This window comes from Pseudomonas sp. SJZ080 (genome assembly GCF_007828295.1).
Classification (GTDB): domain Bacteria; phylum Pseudomonadota; class Gammaproteobacteria; order Pseudomonadales; family Pseudomonadaceae; genus Aquipseudomonas; species Aquipseudomonas migulae_A.
On record NZ_VIUK01000020.1, the window covers coordinates 66,425 to 85,550 of the forward strand.

The window sequence follows — 19,126 nt, forward strand, 5'->3', positions numbered from 1 at the left end:
AGGAGTCGTCCATGCCTGTTTACGAAAACTTCATCAATGGCCAGTTTGTGGCCAGCGCCGCTCATATCGACGTGATCAACCCGGCCACCGGCGCCGTGCTGTCAAAAGTCCCGGCCTCGACTGCCGAAGACGTTGATCGTGCCCTTGCCGCCGCCCGCGGCGCGCAAAAAGACTGGTCACGCAAACCGGCGATTGAACGCGCCGGGCATTTGCGTCGCATCGCCGCCAAGCTGCGGGAAAACGTCGCGCACCTGGCGCGCACCATCACTCTGGAACAAGGCAAGATCAGTGGCCTGGCGGAGGTCGAAGTCAACTTCACCGCCGATTACCTCGACTACATGGCCGAATGGGCAAGGCGCATCGAAGGCGAAATCATCACCAGTGACCGCCAGAACGAAAACATCTTTCTGTTCCGAAAACCACTGGGGGTGGTGGCCGGGATTCTGCCGTGGAATTTCCCGTTCTTCCTCATCGCCCGCAAGATGGCGCCGGCGCTGCTGACCGGCAACACGATCGTGATCAAGCCCAGCGAAGAAACCCCGAACAACTGCTTCGAATTTGCCCGACTGGTAGCGGAAACCGATCTGCCGCCCGGCGTGTTCAATGTGGTCTGCGGCGATGGCCGAGTCGGCGCGGCGCTCAGCGCGCACAAGGGCGTGGACATGATCAGCTTCACCGGCAGCGTGGATACCGGCTCGCGCATCATGGCCGCCGCCGCGCCGAACATCACCAAACTCAATCTGGAACTGGGCGGCAAGGCGCCGGCGATTGTGTTGGCGGATGCCGACCTGGACCTGGCGGTGAAGGCCATCCGCAATTCGCGGATTATCAACAGCGGTCAGGTGTGCAACTGCGCCGAACGGGTGTATGTCGAGCGCAAGGTTGCCGACCAGTTTATCGAACGTATCGCGGCGGCCATGAGCGCTACCCGCTTCGGCGACCCGATTGCCCAACCCGATATCGAGATGGGACCACTGATCAACCGCCAGGGCCTGGACAGCGTCAACCGTAAAGTCCGCACGGCGTTGAGTCAGGGGGCGAATTTGATCAGCGGCGGGCAGATTGCCGATCTGCCGAGTGGTTTCCACTTCCAGCCCACCGTGCTGGCCGGCTGCCGGGCCGACATGGAAATTATGCGCGAAGAGATTTTCGGCCCGGTGCTGCCGATTCAGATCATCGATGACCTCGACGAAGCCATCGCCCTGGCCAACGACTGTGAATACGGCCTGACTTCGTCGATCTACACCCGCGACCTGAGCAAAACGATGCACGCGATGCGCGAACTGGATTTTGGTGAAACCTACGTGAATCGCGAGAACTTTGAAGCCATGCAGGGCTTCCATGCCGGGGTGCGTAAATCCGGGATTGGTGGGGCGGATGGCAAGCATGGGTTGTATGAGTACACGCATACGCATGCGGTGTATTTGCAAGGCTGAACCTGGCGGTGTTGCTGATGCCGCCATCGCGAGCAAGTCGGATCGCCGCACCGCCGCTCCCACACTGGATCTGTGTCGTTCACAAAATTCGTGGCCAACAGAGATCAAATGTGGGAGCGGCGGTGCGGCGATCCGACTTGCTCGCGATGGCGTCAGCTCGGGCACATCGATTTAAAAGTCGACGGTAGCCGAAAGCAGGTAAGTGCGCGGCGTCGACAGCGTCAACCCAGGCTCGCTGTCATCCGAGGCCCCGGCCGAACTCCAATAGCGCTTGTCCGCCACGTTCTCGACATTGGCGCGCAGGGTGATGTTCTTGTCCTCGACCTTGAACGCATAGCGTGCACCCACGTCGAAACGCTCCCACGAATCGATTTCCTTGTTGTTGGACTGGTCCAGGAACTGCGAGCTGGAATAGATGCCGCGGCTGGTCAGGGTCAAGCCCTGTACGGTCGGCACGTCCCACTCGGCGCCCAGGTTGACGTTGTACTTGGGCGTGGCCGGCGCGCGATTGCCGTCAAAGGTGCCATTGGTGGTGTTGGTCAACTCGCTGTCGATGTACATGACACCGCCGAGCAAGCGGAAACCTTTGAGCGGCTCACCAAACACACTCAGTTCCACACCGTCGTTCTGACGTTTGCCATTGGGGCCGAATACGCGAGTCGTGGCGTTGGTCTCGTAGGCCGGCTGCTTGATCCGGAACACTGCGGCGGTCACCGCGAACTGACCCGCGTCGTACTTGGCGCCGACCTCGACCTGGCGACTGACGAACGGCGGGAAGATTTCGTCCTCGTTGATCGAGGTCGACGGGGCGATCTTGCCCTGGCTCAGGCCTTCCATGTAGTTGGCATACAGCGACAGCTTGTCGGTCGCCTTGAACAGGATGCCGCCCGACGGCGAGACCTTTTCCTCGTCGTAGGCGGTGTCGCCTCTGACGTTATCGGTCCAGTCGTCAACCTTCACGCGCTGCCAGCGGGCGCCGAGGGTCAGCAGCAGCCGGTCCTCGAAGAAACCCAGGGTGTCGGACAACGCCACACCGGTGGAGCGGTTCTCGGTGTAGACCTTCGAATCGAGTCGAGTGGGCCTGACTGGCGTACGTGTTTCCAGGGGGTTGTAGAGGTTGCTGTTGCCATTGGCATAACGGGCGCCGCCATTTTCGAAGTCCATGTAGAAATAGCTGGCGGCCAGGTTGACCTCATGGCTCACGGGGCCGGTGTGGAACCAGTTGCGCACCCCGGCGGTAGCCGTCCGGACACTTTCGTCACGGGTGAAGTCACGGGGTTGAACAACGAAGTCGCCCCGGTTGTTGGTGACCGAAACGGCATGACGAAGGAAGTCATGACTGCTTTCGCGCGCGCCCACACCGCCGTACAACATGACGTTATCGCTGACATCGAATTCGCCGTTCACCGTGCCGAACGTGTCGTTGGTACTCGCCTTGCTCCAGGGTTGCGCGTAGTTGTGACGTACATCGCTGGCATGCGGAACCTGCGCATTGGCGCCAACCTGCACGCGCTCTTGCGGCGCGTCGGTATCACGCTCGGTGCGCCCGAGGTCGGTCGAGAGCCGCAGGCGTTCACCGCGAAAATCCAGGCCCAGCACGGCCATCTCGCGGTCGACATTCTGGTGATCCCATTCGGTGTCGCCGGACTGCTTCACACCGTTGAAACGAATCCCGAACTTGTTGTCTTCACCGAAGCGTCGACCGATATCCACGGCACCGCCGGTCTGGCTGTCGGACGCGTAGTTGCCGGTAAACGAAGTGATCGGCTTGTCGGTCGCGCGCTTGGGCACCACGTTGATCCCGCCCCCCACGGCACCTCGCGGCGAGATGCCGTTGATGAGCTGGCTCGGGCCTTTGAGAATGTCGACGCGGTCGGCCATTTCCATGTCGATCGTATAGGTCGGCAGGACGCCGTAGAGCCCGTTGTAAGCTACATCACTGTTGAACAGGCTGAACCCGCGAATGGTGAACTGCTCATAACGCCCACCCGCCGGGTTGGTGGCGCGAACCGAAGGATCACTGGCGATCAACTCGCCCAGGGTACGCGCCTGCAGGTTCTTGACCGCCTCGCTGGTGTAGGTGGTCATGCTGAACGGCGTTTCCATGAAGTCTTTCGACCCCAGCAAGCCTTGCGAACCGCGGCGCGCGACCTGACCACCGGCATACACCTCGCCGTCCGCCCCGCCGGTGGCACCGAGAATCGAGGTGGAGGCCAGTTGCAGGCTGCTGCCTTCTGGTGTTGGAGTCAGGATGTAAGCCTGTTCGCCCACTGGCTGCAGTTGCAGACCGGAACCCTGCAACAGCCGGGCAAAGCCCTCCTCCACGGCGAATTCACCGGACAGACCGGCGCTGTTGCGACCGCTCACCAACGCCGGGTCTACCGAGAGATTGACACCAGCCAACCCGGCAAAACGGGTCAGCGCATCGCTCAGGCTGCCGGCAGGCACCTGATAACTGCGCCGGGCACTGTCTTCGGCCCAGCTTGCGTTCATGAACAATGGATTGGCACTCAGGCCCAACAGCAGGCTCAGGTGCAACAACGGACGCAGGCGCAAAGAAGCCGGGCGTGGATGGCAGGTTGCAGACATTGAAATGGCTCTCTTGATTCGTTCACATGCCTTGAATGACAAGCGAGCCAAAAAAAGGGGACAGGCTTCACACACTATTTTTGCGCGGCAGCAACGTGACCCAGTAACGGGTTCGGGAATGCACCTCCAGCGGCAGACTGGCCGCGAGCAGCGCGAGGACGCGATCAGTGTCGTCCAGCAGGAAACTGCCGGTGACGTGCAATGTTTCCAGCTCCGGCTCCCAGCGCAGAACGCCCGCTCGGTAAGTGCCGAGCTCGCGCAGGAAATCGCCCAGCGGCTGGTTCTTCGCCATCAGCACACCTTCGCGCCAACCGGGAGCAAGCGCATCGAATGGCGTGATCGCTCCGGCACCCACCGCTTGAAGGCTGACCTGCTGACCGCCGCGCACCGCCAGCACTGGCCCCTGCAAGGGCTGCAACTGTACAGAGCCATTGAACACCGACACTCGACAGCCTTGCGCGTGCTGGCGAACGCAGACTTCGCTTTGACTGACGATGACATTTCCGAATTTAGTCTGAATCGTCAGCGGCGTTGTACCCGTCACCTTCAGCGACAGTTCGCCCTCGATCAATTTCACCCGGCGGTTCTGCATATCCACATCGACGGCGCTGGCGGTGTTGAGTTGCAAGGAACTGCCATCGGTGAGCTGCACTTTTTTGCGCTCGCCAGTGGCGGTGTGCAGGTCGGCACGCCAGGCATCCAGCGGTAATTGTCGGCTGATCAGCCAGGCCGTCGGCACCAACGCCACGGCGCCCAATGCGCGCTTGAGCACCACGCGCCGCCCCGGATCAGGACGATCCAGACTGCTCAACGCCAACCCTGAAGGCAGATCGGCGAAACGCTGACGCAAGGCTTGCGCCTTCTGCCAGGCATGCTGGTGAGTGGCACAAGTATCAAGCCAACGCTGTAAATTCACTCGATCCTGCTCATTGGCACCGCCAGATTCCAGCAACGCAAGCCACTGCGCCGCAGCACGGACAGCCTGACGGGCATCGGACGTTTGACTGTTCACAGGTCCACCAACAGGCAGTGCTCGTAGGCTTGCGCCATGTAGCGCTTGATCGTGCGCTCGGACACTTCCAGGCGCTCGGCAATTTGCTGGTAATTCAAGCCTTCGAGCTGACTCCAGAGAAACGCCCGTCGCACGGCCCTCGGCAGTCCATCGAGCAGCTCATCCAGCGCTTGCAGGGTTTCCAGCAGCAGCCAGCGCTGTTCCGGTGATGGCGCGCACGCTTCGGGCATCGACGCCAATGCGGCCAGGTAAGCCTGCTCCAGACTGCGACGCTGATAGAAATTGCTCAGCAGGCGTTTTCCCACGGTCAGCAGATAGGCACGGGGCTCTTTCAAGTCGGCGATCCGCTGGGAGCTGGCCAGCAAACGCAGGAACGTATCCTGGCTCAGGTCCGCCGCATCACAGCCGTTGCCCATACGTCTTCTCAACCAGCTTTCAAGCCAGCCACGGTGATCGCGGTACAGGTCGTGAAGGGTTTGCTCCTTCGGCAGCGCTGCATCACTCATTTCAAGAAGCCCTGTGCCAGGAGTTATCGTAAATGAGAGTGATTCTAATTAATGTCAGCGCTGTGAACCAAGTCCTTTATGCATCGCACGGGCAGAAAGTTGGTCCTGGAAAGACTGGAGTGGCATAAAAGCCAAATTTCAGACACAAAAAACCCCGGTCTTTCGACCAGGGTCTTTGCTATCGACGCGAAGATAAACCAGTGGCTTTCTTCGTAGCTCCAAGGCGTTCAGCGGGCCTTGAGGCAGATATGGCGCAGCGGACGGGACTCGAACCCGCGACCCCCGGCGTGACAGGCCGGTATTCTAACCGACTGAACTACCGCTGCGTATCGCTTTGGACTTGCGTCCTAACTCGTCTGATTGAAGTTTCGAGACTTTTCAATCTCTCTTTCAATCTCGAATCAGGGATAAACCTGACTCGGAAAATATGGCGCAGCGGACGGGACTCGAACCCGCGACCCCCGGCGTGACAGGCCGGTATTCTAACCGACTGAACTACCGCTGCGCGTCGGTGGAGGCTTTTCAGCTTCCATCTTGCTTTCGCAAGACTCTCAAGAAGTGGTGGGTGATGACGGGATCGAACCGCCGACATTCTGCTTGTAAGGCAGACGCTCTCCCAGCTGAGCTAATCACCCTTTGCTTCTCTGAGGCCGCGAAATTTACGCACCTAACGAAGCTAAGTCAATAGCCTGCTTGAAGTTTTTCTGAAAAAGACAAAATCGTGTCATTCGGGGCGACGCTGGCAACAGTGAGACCGCCTTCGCGAGCAAGCCCGCTCCCACAGTAGACCGCATTTCTCCAGGCAGCCCGAGATCTACTGTGGGGGCGGGCTTGCTCGCGAAAGCGGCGGTACATTCAACATAAATGCTGAAGAAATCGCCCCTGTCCGAATTACTCGCTGTAAATCATCTTCTTGGTCATGCCGCCATCGACCACAAACTCCTGGCCCGTGACGAAACCCGCATTCTTCGACAGCAGCCAGGCAACCATCGCCGCCACGTCCTCGACCGTCCCTACCCTGCCCGCCGGATGCTGCGCATGGTCGGCTTCGGTGAGTGGCTCGGCACGCCGCACGGAAGGATCCCGCGCATCGATCCAGCCAGGACTGACGGCATTGACGCGAATTTCCGGACCCAGGCTGATCGCCAACGCGTGAGTCAGGGCCAGCAGCCCGCCCTTGCTCGCCGCGTAAGCCTCTGTGTCGGGTTCTGACTGCCCGGCACGGGTCGAGGCCAGATTGACGATTGCCCCGCTGTGAGCACGCAGGTACGGCGCACAGTGCTTGGCCAATAACATCGGCCCGCTGAGATTCACCGCCAGCACCCGATTCCAGTAAGCCAGATCAAGGCTTTCCAGGGTGATGTTGTGCGGATCGGCCACTGCCGCGTTGCACACCAATGCATCCAGACGCCCGAACTGCCCCAGCACTTCGGCAACGCCCAGCGCGACCTGCCCCTCATTCGAGACGTCCATGGCGATGAACCAGGCGTTCTCACCCAGCACCTTCGCCACTTTCGAACCACGCACACGGTCCAGGTCCGTCAACACCACCTGCCAGCCTTCGCTGATCAGCCAGGCTGCGATCCCCAGACCGATGCCCCGCGCAGCACCGGTTACCAGTGCAACGCGGCCATTGGAACCGGTTGTCGGGATGGACAACTCGATCACAAGGCAGCCAACCCGCGCGCCAGATCGGCCTGCAGGTCGGCCACGTCTTCCAGACCGACCGCAATGCGGATCAGGCTGTCACGAATACCCGCCGCCTCACGTTCCTGTGGCGCCAGACGGCCGTGAGAGGTGGTGCTCGGGTGGGTGATGGTGGTTTTACTGTCACCGAGGTTGGCGGTGATCGAAATCAACCGGGTCGCATCGATAAAGCGCCATGCGCCCTCTTTGCCACCCTTGACCTCGAAACTCACCACGGCGCCGAAGCCTTTCTGCTGACGCTGGGCCAACTCGTGCTGCGGGTGGCTTTTCAGGCCGGCGTAATGGACTTTCTCGATACCGTCCTGCTGCTCCAGCCACTCGGCCAGTTGCTGCGCGTTGGCACAATGCGCCTTCATGCGCAGGCCCAGGGTTTCGAGGCCCTTGAGGAAAATCCAGGCATTGAACGGGCTCAAGGTTGGCCCGGCAGTGCGCAGGAAACCGACCACTTCTTTCATCTGCTCGCTACGACCGGCGACAACACCGCCCATGCAACGGCCCTGGCCGTCGATGAACTTTGTTGCCGAGTGCACGACGATGTCCGCACCCATCTTCAGCGGCTGCTGCAACGCAGGCGTGCAGAAGCAGTTGTCCACCACCAGCATCGCGCCTTTGGCGTGAGCGATTTTCGCCAGCTCAGCGATATCCACCAGCTCGGCCAGCGGGTTGGACGGCGACTCGACGAACAGCAATTTGGTGTTGGCCTTGATCGCCGCATCCCAGCCGGACAGATCCGCCAGAGGCACGTAATCGACTTCGATGCCGAAGCGCTTGAAGTACTTCTCGAACAGGCTGATGGTCGAACCGAACACGCTGCGCGACACCAGCACATGGTCGCCGGCGCTGCACAGGCTCATTACCACCGCCATGATCGCGGCCATGCCTGTGGCGGTGGCCACCGCTTGCTCAGCGCTTTCCAGCGCGGCAATGCGCTCTTCGAACGCGCGCACGGTCGGGTTGGTGTAGCGCGAGTAAACATTACCCGGCACTTCCCCGGCGAAACGCGCGGCCGCGTCGGCGGCGGTACGGAATACGTAGCTGGAAGTGAAGAACATCGGATCACCGTGTTCGCCTTCCGGCGTACGGTGCTGACCGGCGCGTACGGCCAGGGTATCGAACGCTACGCCTTCGAGGTCGCTGTCCAGCCGACCGGCATCCCAATCCTGACTCATGCTGTCACTCCTTGCCCTACTCGGTAATAGATACGAAACCGGCCTGTAGGAGTATGCCTTGCCCGCGAAGGGGCCTTTGGGAACGCCAAAAGCTTCGCGGGCAAGCCATGCTCCTACAGGCCGGTCGTTTACTCAGTTGTTGTACAGATCGATGATCGCGCTGACTGCCTGCGTCTTGACCTTGGAGGCATCGTTACGTGCCTGCTCGATCTTGTTCAGGTAAGCCTCGTCGACGTCGCCGGTGACGTACTGGCCATCAAACACCGCGCAATCGAACTTGTCGATCTTGATCTTGCCGCCACCCACCGCTTCGATCAAGTCAGGCAAGTCCTGATAGATCAGCCAGTCTGCGCCGATCAGATCAGCCACATCCTGAGTCGAACGATTGTGAGCGATCAGCTCATGGGCGCTCGGCATGTCGATGCCGTAGACGTTCGGGTAGCGAACGGCCGGTGCCGCGGAGCAGAAGTAGACGTTTTTCGCGCCGGCTTCGCGGGCCATCTGGATGATCTGCTTGCAAGTGGTGCCGCGAACGATCGAGTCGTCCACCAACATCACGTTCTTGCCGCGGAATTCCAGTTCGATGGCGTTGAGCTTCTGGCGTACGGATTTTTTCCGTGCGGCCTGGCCCGGCATGATGAAGGTCCGGCCGATGTAGCGGTTCTTCACGAAGCCTTCGCGGAACTTGACGCCCAGGTGGTTCGCCAGCTCCAGCGCCGCGGTGCGGCTGGTGTCCGGAATCGGGATGACCACGTCGATGTCGTGATCCGGACGCTCGCGCAGGATCTTCTCGGCAAGCTTCTCGCCCATGCGCAGACGGGCTTTATAAACCGAGACGCCATCGATGATCGAGTCCGGACGCGCCAGGTAGACGTGTTCGAAGATGCACGGAGTCAGGGACGGGTTGGTTGCGCACTGACGGGTATGCAGCTTGCCGTCTTCAGTGATGTAGACCGCTTCGCCCGGCGCCAGGTCGCGAATAAGGGTGAAGCCGAGCACGTCCAGGGACACGCTTTCGGAGGCGATCATGTACTCGACGCCTTCGTCGGTATGACGCTGGCCGAAGACGATCGGGCGAATGCCGTGCGGGTCGCGGAAACCGACGATGCCGTAGCCGGTCACCATCGCAACAACGGCGTAACCACCCACGCAACGGTTGTGCACGTCGGTCACGGCGGCGAACACGTCTTCTTCGGTCGGCTGCAGCTTGCCGCGCTGGGCCAGCTCGTGCGCGAACACGTTCAGCAGTACTTCCGAATCGGAGTTGGTGTTGACGTGGCGCAGGTCAGATTCGTAAATCTCCTTGGCCAGCTGCTCAACGTTGGTCAGGTTACCGTTGTGCGCCAGGGTAATGCCGTAAGGCGAGTTGACGTAAAACGGTTGAGCTTCGGCCGAAGTCGAGCTGCCCGCGGTCGGATAACGCACATGGCCAATGCCCATGTGGCCGACCAGGCGCTGCATGTGACGCTGATGGAACACGTCACGCACCAGGCCATTGTCCTTGCGCAGGAATAACCGGCCGTCATGGCTGGTCACGATACCGGCAGCGTCCTGGCCGCGGTGCTGGAGGACGGTTAGCGCGTCATACAGCGCCTGATTGACGTTCGACTTACCGACGATACCGACGATGCCACACATGCGACGCAACCCCTACTTAATGGATCTGAACTGAACACAACTCACTGAGGCGTTTTGGCCGTCGGCAAGAGGTGCTCCTTGAACGGTATTTCAGCGGGTACGCTGATACCGCTGGCAAGCCACTGACTGCTCCACCCAAGGATCAGGTTTTTGGACCAGTCTGCGACCAATAGAAATTTTGGCACGAGCTGCGACTGTTGCCACCACCCGTCCTGCTGTACCGGCCCCAGGCTCAACAGCCCGACCGCCACGACCACCAGCAACACGCCACGCGCGGCGCCGAAGGCCATGCCGAGGAATCGATCGGTCCCGGACAACCCGGTGACGCGTACCAACTCGCCGATAAGATAATTGATCATTGCGCCTACGATTAACGTGGCGACAAACATGATGGCACAGCCCGTGATTACACGAGCCGATGGCGTTTCGATGTATCCGGCGAGGTACTCGGACAATGCACCACCGAACATCCAGGCGACGACTCCTGCGATGATCCAGGTCACCAGCGACAATGCTTCCTTCACGAAGCCGCGGCTCAGACTGATCAATGCGGAGATGGCGACGATTGCAACGATCGCCCAGTCAACCCAGGTAAATGGCACAGTGCAGCCTACAGACGGATAAGGCGGCGCATTTTAGCAGAGCCCATGGCTATCGGTAAGCTGCGATTGTCAGTGCATTTCAAATCGGGGCGATAGTTTTAATTGCGCTCAGGCTGGAAACGCACCACAAAGCCCTTGAGGTTCTTCTGACGGCCCAACAAGTCGCGCAGACGATCGGCTTCGGCACGCTCGATCAGCGGCCCGACGAACACCCGATTTTTACCGTCGGCCGTGCGGATATAGGCGTTATAGCCCTGACTGCGCAGGTCTTTTTGCAGGCTTTCGGCACTGGCACGGCTCGACAGGCTGGCCAGTTGCACCGACCAGCTGACCGACAGGCCATTGGCGTCGACGCGGCTTTGAGTCGTATCCGGCTTGCCCGGTGCAGCAGTGATCGGCTGGCTTGGCGCAGTCGTTGGCTTGTTGACCGGAGCCGGCGCTGGAGGCGGCGTTACCGGTTTCGCGGCAGGCGCAGGCGCGACGGGCGCCGTCGGTGCGATCGGCAGCGATGGCTCTTCCTGCTGGGCGATATCGTCATCACTCGGCACGGGTTCTTGCGGCAAGGCTTGAGGCTCGGGCACGACCACCGGCTCAACCTGAACCTGCGGCACCGAAGGCGCTTGCGGTGCAGCCGGTGCTTCGACTGTGACCTGACGCTGTTCATCATGGCGGGAAAACAGCATCGGCAGGAAAATCACTGCCAGTGCCACCAGCACCAGGGCGCCGACCATGCGCTGTTTGTAGGCCTTATCCAGCAATGCCATTTGCCGCTTCCTCCGTGGAGCGCCGGGCCAGCCATTCAAGGGCCTCGGCAACACAATAAAATGATCCGAACAACAGAATCTCGTCGTCGCTCGTCGCCAGTGCGCACTGCCCTTCCAGGGCGGCAGCCACACTGTCATAGGACGCTACCGACGCACCAAGGTTCTGCAACGCCCCGTGCAAGTCGGCAACCGGTCGCGCCCGCGGTGAATTCAGCGGTGCAACAGCCCAGTGCTGGACACTAGCATTCAATTCGCCAACAACACCATCCAGATCCTTGTCCGCCAGCAATCCAAACACCGCCAGACGCTTGCCGACCGGTGGCCGGGCAGCCAGGCGACGAGCCAGATACTCGGCCGCATGAGGGTTATGCCCCACATCCAGCAACAGGTTCAGACGCTTGCCCTGCCAGTCGAACTGTCGGCGATCGAGACGCCCGACCACTTTCGTGGCTTTCAGGGCATCAATGATTTGCGTATCCACCCAAGGCAAACCGAGCAGCAGATAGGCTTGCAACGCCAGTGCGGCGTTTTCCATCGGCAGATCGAGCAATGGCAAATCCCGCAGCTCGACTGCTCGCCCTTGAGCGTCAAGACCGCGCCATTGCCAATTGTGATCGGTCACGCCGAGATCAAAATCACGCCCACGCAGGAAAAACGGGCAAGCCAGCTCGCGCGCCTTGTCCAGCAGAGGTTGAGGAGGATTCAGATCACCACAGAGCGCAGGCGCGCCCTGGCGGAAGATGCCGGCTTTCTCAAAAGCCACGGATTCACGGGTATCGCCCAGATAATCGGCGTGATCAACGCCGATGCTGGTCACCAGCGCCATGTCGGCATCCACCACGTTGACCGTGTCCAGACGCCCACCCAGGCCGACTTCAAGTACCACGGCATCCAGCGCTGACCGTTGAAACAGCCAGAACGCCGCCAGGGTGCCCATCTCGAAATACGTCAGGGACGTCTCGCCACGACCCGCCTCTACCGCAGCGAAGGCTTCGCACAGCTCGGCGTCAGTCGCTTCGACGCCGTTGACCTGCACCCGTTCGTTGTAACGCAGCAGGTGCGGAGAATTGTAGACACCGACTTTCAGACCCTGCGCCCGCAACAACGAAGCCACGAATGCGCAGGTAGAACCCTTGCCGTTGGTGCCGGTGACCGTGATCACCCGAGGCGCCGGCTTGCCCAGCCCCATGCGGGACGCTACCTGTTGCGAGCGCTCAAGGCCCATGTCGATGGCCGAAGGGTGCAACTGCTCAAGGTAGGCGAGCCACTCGCCAAGGGTACGCTCAGTCATATGTTGGCAGGCACCGGCGGAACCACGATCGGCTCGATGGGTGCCGCGACGAATTTCGGCGTCGGCTTGCCGGTCAGTTGCGCCAGCAGGTTGCCCAGGCGTGGACGCAGTTCCTGACGGTGAATGATCATGTCGATCGCACCATGCTCCAGCAGGAATTCGCTGCGCTGGAAGCCTTCCGGCAGTTTTTCGCGAACGGTTTGCTCGATCACGCGCGGACCGGCGAAGCCGATCAGGGCTTTCGGCTCGCCGACGATGACGTCGCCGAGCATCGCCAGGCTGGCGGAAACGCCGCCGTAGACCGGGTCGGTCAGCACGGAGATGAACGGAATGCCCTCTTCACGCAGACGCGCCAGCACCGCGGAAGTCTTGGCCATTTGCATCAGGGAAATCAGGGCTTCCTGCATCCGCGCGCCACCGGAAGCGGCGAAGCAGATCATCGGGCATTTGTTTTCCAGGGCGTAGTTGGCGGCGCGCACGAAGCGCTCACCGACGATGGCGCCCATGGAACCGCCCATGAAGGAGAATTCGAAGGCCGAAACCACCACCGGCATACCCAGCAGCGTGCCACTCATGGAGATCAGCGCGTCTTTCTCGCCAGTCTGCTTTTGCGCAGCGGTCAGACGGTCCTTGTACTTCTTGCCGTCACGGAATTTCAGGCGGTCGACCGGCTCCAGGTCCGCACCCAGCTCGCTGCGGCCTTCGGCGTCGAGGAAAATATCGATACGGGCGCGTGCGCCGATACGCATGTGGTGGTTGCACTTGGGGCAAACGTCCAGGGTCTTTTCCAGCTCCGGACGATACAGCACAGCCTCGCAAGACGGGCATTTGTGCCACAGACCTTCAGGCACCGAGCTCTTCTTGACCTCGGAACGCATGATCGAAGGGATCAGTTTGTCTACTAACCAGTTGCTCATGCTTTCTTTCTCCAGTACCGGCGGCCCGAACGCTCTGGTTCGCAGCCCCGCGTATGCCCTTGAGCTAAATTCATGTGTGTGGCGATGATCGGTGGATGGCCGGGTCAGTGAAGCGTGACCTGCGTACAACCCATCAATCCTCAGCCGTGCCTGCTTTGTGCAGCGCAGTGCATTTTGGGACGGCGGCAGTCTGCCAGCCGTCACATCGACGTAGGAGCTGTCGAGTGAAACGAGGCTGCGATCTTTTGATCTTGCTTGTCGAAAACCAAAGTCAAAAGATCGCAGCCTCGTTTCACTCGACAGCTCCTACAAGCTGCTGCGTACCGCGTTAATGAATGCCTGAATCTTTGCGTGATCCTTGATGCCCTTGCTCGCCTCCACCCCACCACTGACGTCTACGGCATACGGCCGAACCCTTGCAATCGCTTCGGCGACGTTATCCGGCGTCAAGCCGCCCGCCAGGATGATCGGCTTGCTCAAGCCTTGCGGTATCAGAGACCAGTCGAATGCTTCGCCGGTTCCGCCGGGTACGCCTTCAACGTAGGTGTCGAGCAGGATACCGCTGGCGCTTGGAAACGCATCGCATGCCGCCGCGATATCGTCGCCGGCCTTGACCCGCAGCGCCTTGATGTACGGTCGATGCCAGCCTTCACAGTCGGCAGCGGTTTCGTCGCCGTGGAACTGCAACAGGTCCAGCGGTACGGCGTCGAGCAACTCTCCCAACTCGCAGCGGCTGACGTTGACGAACAACCCCACAGTGGTCACGAACGGCGGCAGCGCCTTGATGATGTCGCGCGCCTGCTGGAACGTCACGGCCCGCGGGCTCTTGGCGTAAAACACAAACCCGATCGCATCCGCGCCAGCCTCGACCGCCGCCAACGCATCTTCTATGCGGGTAATCCCGCAAATCTTGCTGCGAACGGCTGACATGTCGATAAAACCTCAGGGCAAATCCGGGAAAGTCCCGGATGGTAACAAATGCGTTCGAGGGCGTCAGCCGTCAAGTTCGGCGAAACCGGTCAGGAAGTGTGGACCAATGTAACGCTCGGGCAATTCGAACTCGTCGCGGTACTCGACCTGCACCAGATACAGGCCGAACGGATGCGCCGTCACCCCGCCGGAACGGCGAACCCGGCTCTCCAGCACTTCTTTCATCCACTCCACCGGACGCTCGCCGGCGCCAATGGTCATCAGTACGCCGGCAATGTTGCGCACCATGTGATGCAGGAAGGCGCTGGCGCGAATGTCCAGCACGATCATCTTGCCGTGGCGCGTGACGCGCAGGTGATGCAGTTCCTTGATCGGCGACTTGGCCTGGCACTGACCCGCACGGAAAGCGCTGAAGTCGTGGGTGCCGACCAGGTATTGCGCGGCCTCGGCCATGCGCTCGACGTCGAGGGGACGGTGATTCCAGGTAATTTCTTCGTTCAGATGCGCCGGGCGGATCTGATCGTTGTAGATCACGTAGCGATAACGCCGGGCGATGGCCTTGAACCGCGCATGGAAATGCGCCGGCATGACCTTGGCCCAGCTGACACTGACGTCGTGGGGCAAGTTGATGTTGGCGCCCATGACCCAGGCTTTCATCGAACGCTCGACCTGCGTGTCGAAATGCACCACCTGACCGCAGGCATGCACGCCCGCGTCCGTACGCCCGGCGCAGAGCAGCGACACCGGTGAGTCGGCGACTTTGGACAAGGCCTTTTCCAGGGTTTCCTGCACCGTGAGCACACCGGACGCCTGACGCTGCCAGCCGCGAAAGCGCGAGCCTTTGTATTCAACGCCCAAGGCGATGCGGAAAAAGCCGTCGGCCGCCATTTCGGCGGCCGGGTTATCTATATTTGCCAAGGAGTGACAGCCTGCTGATGTACGCAAAGGCGGGCATTATAAGGCCGTCGGACCGGGACGCCAGAGGCGTGTGATGTTTGTGCCGTTGCAGCCCCCATGCAGACTTCGCTATATAGATACCTATACAACGAAAAACAGAAACCCACCGAGACCTGATGATGACTGCACTCCTCAAAGAAGCCGTCGGCCTGGCTTACAGCCTGGAAGGCATGCTGCATGCCAAACGCAAGACGTGGGAAGCCATCGACGAGATGGCCCGACGCATCAAACCCGGCATGCGCGAATCCGAGGCGCTGGCCATGAGCCTTGACGTATTGAACGAGCTGGGGATGGACCGCATCTGGCACCCCTCGAAGATCCGTTTTGGCGAAAACACCCTGAAAACCTTCAAGCAACGCTCTGAAGGCGATCCGGTACTGGCTGAGAACGACATTTTCTTTATCGATCTCGGCATAGTCTGGGATCGCCACGAAGGCGACTCTGGCGCAACGTTTGTCGTCGGCGACGATCCCGAGATGAAGGCATGCGCGGCGGCAGCCAAGACGTTGTTCGATCAGGTTCACGATTACTGGCGCACCCGGCAGGTGGCCGGCCTCGAGCTGTACCGTTATGCCGACGGGCAGGCGACGGCGATGGGCTGGAAGCTGAACCTGGAGATCAAGGGGCACCGGGTCAGTGATTTTCCCCATGCGATTTACCGTGCCGGGGATTTGGGCAATTTTGAGGAGTGTCCGAATGTCGGGCTGTGGATTCTGGAAATCCAGATCGCCCACCCTACCCGGCCGTTTGGTGCGTTTTATGAGGATTTGTTGGCTTAAGAAAATCGAATCTGGGAGCGGGCGTGCTCCCAGAGGGGTATTGCGGTGATCCAGAAACAAAAACGGCAGCCTCAAAGGGCTGCCGTTTTTTTACGCTTTTTCGATCACTCAAGCCAGACGCGAAAGCATTTCCTTGGCTTCGCTCTTCTGACCCGCATCACCCTCGGTCACGACTTCGTTGAGGATGTCCCGTGCGCCGTCGGCGTCGCCCATGTCGATGTAGGCCTGGGCCAGGTCAAGTTTGGTGGCGACTTCGTCGGTGCCGGAGAGGAAATCGAATTCCGGCTCGTCAGCGGCGGAAGCCAATGCGTCTTCTGCCGTAAAGGACGGTTCGCCAATGGTCTGGGACAGACGATCCAGCTCGGCGTTGACGTCATCCAGTTCAGCCGCGAATGCATCCGGAGCGTCCATTTCATCGGCCAGCGACAGATCGAAATCCGCCGGCAGCTCCAGATCATCCAGCGCTACCTCGGGAGTGGCCGGCACTTCAGCGGCAGGCAAGTCCTTGACGTCATCATCCAGGCTCAACAGGAAATCGTCTTCAGCGAGGATCCCCGGCGACGCATCCCCACCGAGGTCCATGTCCAGATCGAAGTCCGACAGGTCGTCGAGGTTTTCCTTGATTTCAGTCTGCTGCGCCAGCACCGACTCAAAGCTCAGGTCGTCGTCCAGCGGGAAATCGTCCAGTTCGGCCAAAGCTTCTGGCGAAGGCGTCGGCTCAGGTGCAGCCACCGCCGGAGAAGCGTTTTCCAGATCATCCAGACTCAGATCAAACGCGCTGTCGAAGTCGTCATCAGCCAGGGCCGGTGCCGGTTCTTCGGGCTCGTCCTTCAACAGATCCTGAACGTATTGGGCGTCCAGTTCCGCAGCGACAGCCGCAGCAGCCAGACCACCTGCCACGACGACGGCCATGGCCGGGAAGCGACTTTTCAGCTCTTCGACACGGGCGTAGTTTTCGCCGTTGGCCACGAGCTGACGCTCCTGGGCCACGAACGCATCGCGATCGCCCTGCTGACCGTAGACTTCCATCAGCTTCAGACGCAGGTCACTGCGCTGAGGTTCTTGTTTGATGCCCTCTTCCAGCAACGCAGCAGCCTGATTCAGGCGACCGGCGGCCATGTGCGATTGCGCCTTGGTCAGCACGTCGTCATCGCGATCAGCGGCAGGCGCAACCAGTGGCGCAGCGATCGGCGGCGTTACCACCACGGGCTCAATCACTGGAGCTGGCGTTGGCGCTGGAGCCGGGGTCGGCGCAGGTGCAGGCGCGGTCGCGAGTTTCACGCTTGGCGGCGGCACTTCCAGACCTTCGAAGCTGCTTTCTGGCAAGTCCAGATCAGCAGAGAATTCCTGCTCCTCGGACAACGCCCGGGCCATGCGCAGGTGTTTTTCGGCTTCCTGCTGGGCTTTGCGGCGACGGGCCAGCAACAGCAGCAACAGCAGCAGAACCACCGCCCCGCCACCGACCATGCCCAGCAACCACGGATTGGTCAGCAGTTCGTTGAACTTCTGGTCGTCGGATGTTGCAGGCGCTGGCTCGGCTGGCGTCTCGGCCGGGGCCGGCGTTGCTTCAGGGGCCGCAGCCGAAGGCGCTGGCGTTGCCGGCGCGCCTTCGACAGGCGCAGGGCTCAATTCGGCCGAGATGGCCGGCGCCGTGGTCGCAGCAGCCGGCGCACCCGCAGCACCTTCAGCCTGCAATTTGGCCAGTTGATTGTTCTTCAGCTCGATCAGGCGCTGCAGCTTGTCCAGCTGGCTTTGCAGATCGGTCATGCGGCTTTTCAGTTCAGCGTTGTCACGACGGGTCGTGTCGAGGCTTTCCTGGGTCACGGCCAGCTTGTTGCTCAAGGCTTTGGCATCGCCTGCTGCACCTTTGCTACCCGCTTTGCCGGACTCGGCGGACACCAGGCTCAAATTGTCCCTGGCAGGCTGCGCAGGAGCACCTTCACTGCGAGCGCGTTTGGTCGCGTCGAGTTGCTGCTGCCCTGTTCCAGGCTTAGCGACATAGCGACGGCCCTGACGCCACGCGGTGTTCTGCGCGGCGACTTCAGCAATGGCCTTGGGTTGCGGCACGCTGGTGGCCTGTGTCTGATCCGGCAGGCGCAGGACCTGACCGGTCTTCAGCAGGTTGATGTTGCCGTTGATGAAGGCATCCGGGTTCAGCGCCTGGATGGCCAGCATGGTTTGCTGAACCGAGCCGCCATTACGCGCCTTCGCGGCGATTTCCCACAGGGTATCGCGCGGCGTGGTGGTGTATTGGGTCGGCTTGGAGGCGCCGGTCACGGGAGAAGTGACCGTCTGGGTCGGTGCCGGTTGCGCAGCCGCTTCAGCGGTTTGCGGCGAGAATTTGGACGGATCGAGCAGCACGCTGTAATCGCGCAACAGGCGACCGTTGGGCCACATCACCTGAACCAGGAATTTCACCATCGGTTCGGACAACGGCTTGCTGGACGTCACACGCAGGACGCTTTTGCCACTGGCGTTAAGCACCGGGGTGAAGCTCAGGTCGTTGAGAAACGCCTGGCGATCGACACCGGCCTTGGCGAAATCTTCCGGCGACGCCAGGCTCGGTACCACTTCAGCAGCGGTGAGGTCCTTGACGTCGAGCAGCTCGATTTCTGCTACCAGCGGCTGGTTCAGCGACGATTTCAGGGTCAATTCCCCGAGCCCGAGCGCATGCGCCATACCGGAGGACAGCGCCGAGGCGGCCGCTATTGCTAACACCAGTTTGCGAACTTGAACCATAGCCTCATCCTTTGTCTGAACATTCCTCGGCCAGCGAGAAGGTGTTGATAGTCGCTGCCGTAAGGCATTGCGCGCGGCGGCGAAGGGTCG

General features: G+C 60.8%; 15 protein-coding genes and 3 tRNA genes. 2 read left to right on the forward strand and 16 right to left on the reverse strand.

Annotated elements, in window-relative coordinates; all coding sequences use genetic code 11:
- The first annotated feature begins 11 nt into the window (after positions 1-11).
- Positions 12-1,436, forward strand: a complete 1,425-nt coding sequence (gene aldA / locus FBY04_RS23215) for an aldehyde dehydrogenase (protein ID WP_145317173.1) — start codon at positions 12-14, stop codon at positions 1,434-1,436.
- Positions 1,437-1,607: 171 nt separating this feature from the next.
- On the opposite strand, the gene FBY04_RS23220 is transcribed toward aldA, so the two are convergent.
- The 15 genes from FBY04_RS23220 to truA all read right to left on the reverse strand — a co-directional run bounded on the left by FBY04_RS23220 (position 1,608) and on the right by truA (position 15,449).
- A complete protein-coding gene (locus FBY04_RS23220) occupies positions 1,608-4,025 on the reverse strand; it encodes a TonB-dependent receptor (protein WP_145317175.1) in 2,418 nt (805 codons plus the stop codon).
- 67 nt (positions 4,026-4,092) lie between these two features.
- Positions 4,093-5,037, reverse strand: a complete 945-nt coding sequence (locus tag FBY04_RS23225) for a FecR domain-containing protein (RefSeq protein WP_145317176.1) — start codon at positions 5,035-5,037, stop codon at positions 4,093-4,095.
- The gene (locus FBY04_RS23230) at positions 5,034-5,543 is read right to left on the reverse strand and encodes a sigma-70 family RNA polymerase sigma factor (RefSeq protein WP_145317178.1); all 510 of its coding nucleotides are present in this window, start codon (positions 5,541-5,543) and stop codon (positions 5,034-5,036) included. Before FBY04_RS23230 ends, FBY04_RS23225 begins: the two co-directional genes overlap by 4 nt.
- A 249-nt stretch (positions 5,544-5,792) precedes the next feature.
- A tRNA-Asp gene (locus FBY04_RS23235) sits at positions 5,793-5,869 on the reverse strand.
- A gap of 102 nt (positions 5,870-5,971) precedes the next feature.
- Positions 5,972-6,048: transfer RNA gene (locus FBY04_RS23240), tRNA-Asp, on the reverse strand.
- A gap of 54 nt (positions 6,049-6,102) precedes the next feature.
- Positions 6,103-6,178 (reverse strand) — tRNA-Val (locus tag FBY04_RS23245).
- A gap of 256 nt (positions 6,179-6,434) precedes the next feature.
- Positions 6,435-7,211 carry an SDR family oxidoreductase gene (locus tag FBY04_RS23250; protein WP_145317180.1) on the reverse strand — a complete coding sequence of 259 codons (777 nt, stop codon included), beginning with the start codon at positions 7,209-7,211 and terminating at the stop codon, positions 6,435-6,437.
- Positions 7,208-8,419 (reverse strand): O-succinylhomoserine sulfhydrylase, encoded by a 1,212-nt coding sequence (locus FBY04_RS23255; RefSeq protein WP_084317999.1) that lies wholly within the window; start codon positions 8,417-8,419, stop codon positions 7,208-7,210. Before FBY04_RS23255 ends, FBY04_RS23250 begins: the two co-directional genes overlap by 4 nt.
- A gap of 132 nt (positions 8,420-8,551) precedes the next feature.
- Positions 8,552-10,057 carry an amidophosphoribosyltransferase gene (purF, locus tag FBY04_RS23260; RefSeq protein ID WP_007935163.1) on the reverse strand — a complete coding sequence of 502 codons (1,506 nt, stop codon included), beginning with the start codon at positions 10,055-10,057 and terminating at the stop codon, positions 8,552-8,554.
- Between the two features lie 41 nt (positions 10,058-10,098).
- Positions 10,099-10,659: a CvpA family protein gene (locus FBY04_RS23265; protein ID WP_008028275.1), complete on the reverse strand. Its 561-nt coding sequence runs from the start codon at positions 10,657-10,659 to the stop codon at positions 10,099-10,101.
- A gap of 98 nt (positions 10,660-10,757) precedes the next feature.
- Positions 10,758-11,423, reverse strand: a complete 666-nt coding sequence (locus tag FBY04_RS23270) for an SPOR domain-containing protein (RefSeq protein WP_145317182.1) — start codon at positions 11,421-11,423, stop codon at positions 10,758-10,760.
- Positions 11,407-12,714: a bifunctional tetrahydrofolate synthase/dihydrofolate synthase gene (folC, locus tag FBY04_RS23275; RefSeq protein WP_145317184.1), complete on the reverse strand. Its 1,308-nt coding sequence runs from the start codon at positions 12,712-12,714 to the stop codon at positions 11,407-11,409. The genes FBY04_RS23270 and folC overlap by 17 nt, the downstream gene beginning before the upstream one ends.
- The gene (gene accD / locus FBY04_RS23280; RefSeq protein ID WP_008028281.1) at positions 12,711-13,631 is read right to left on the reverse strand and encodes an acetyl-CoA carboxylase, carboxyltransferase subunit beta; all 921 of its coding nucleotides are present in this window, start codon (positions 13,629-13,631) and stop codon (positions 12,711-12,713) included. The genes folC and accD overlap by 4 nt, the downstream gene beginning before the upstream one ends.
- 306 nt (positions 13,632-13,937) lie before the next feature.
- Complete coding sequence (locus tag FBY04_RS23285; RefSeq protein WP_084318002.1) at positions 13,938-14,561, reverse strand: phosphoribosylanthranilate isomerase; 624 nt, start codon at positions 14,559-14,561, stop codon at positions 13,938-13,940.
- 63 nt (positions 14,562-14,624) lie between these two features.
- The gene (gene truA / locus FBY04_RS23290) at positions 14,625-15,449 is read right to left on the reverse strand and encodes a tRNA pseudouridine(38-40) synthase TruA (RefSeq protein WP_084318003.1); all 825 of its coding nucleotides are present in this window, start codon (positions 15,447-15,449) and stop codon (positions 14,625-14,627) included.
- Positions 15,450-15,637: 188 nt separating this feature from the next.
- Here truA and FBY04_RS23295 point away from each other — a divergent pair, with 188 nt between their 5' ends.
- Positions 15,638-16,297 carry a M24 family metallopeptidase gene (locus FBY04_RS23295; protein ID WP_145317241.1) on the forward strand — a complete coding sequence of 220 codons (660 nt, stop codon included), beginning with the start codon at positions 15,638-15,640 and terminating at the stop codon, positions 16,295-16,297.
- 108 nt (positions 16,298-16,405) lie between these two features.
- Here the strand turns inward: FBY04_RS23295 and FBY04_RS23300 are convergent, their stop codons facing one another.
- Positions 16,406-19,036: a FimV/HubP family polar landmark protein gene (locus FBY04_RS23300; RefSeq protein WP_145317187.1), complete on the reverse strand. Its 2,631-nt coding sequence runs from the start codon at positions 19,034-19,036 to the stop codon at positions 16,406-16,408.
- Positions 19,037-19,126 lie beyond the last annotated feature (90 nt).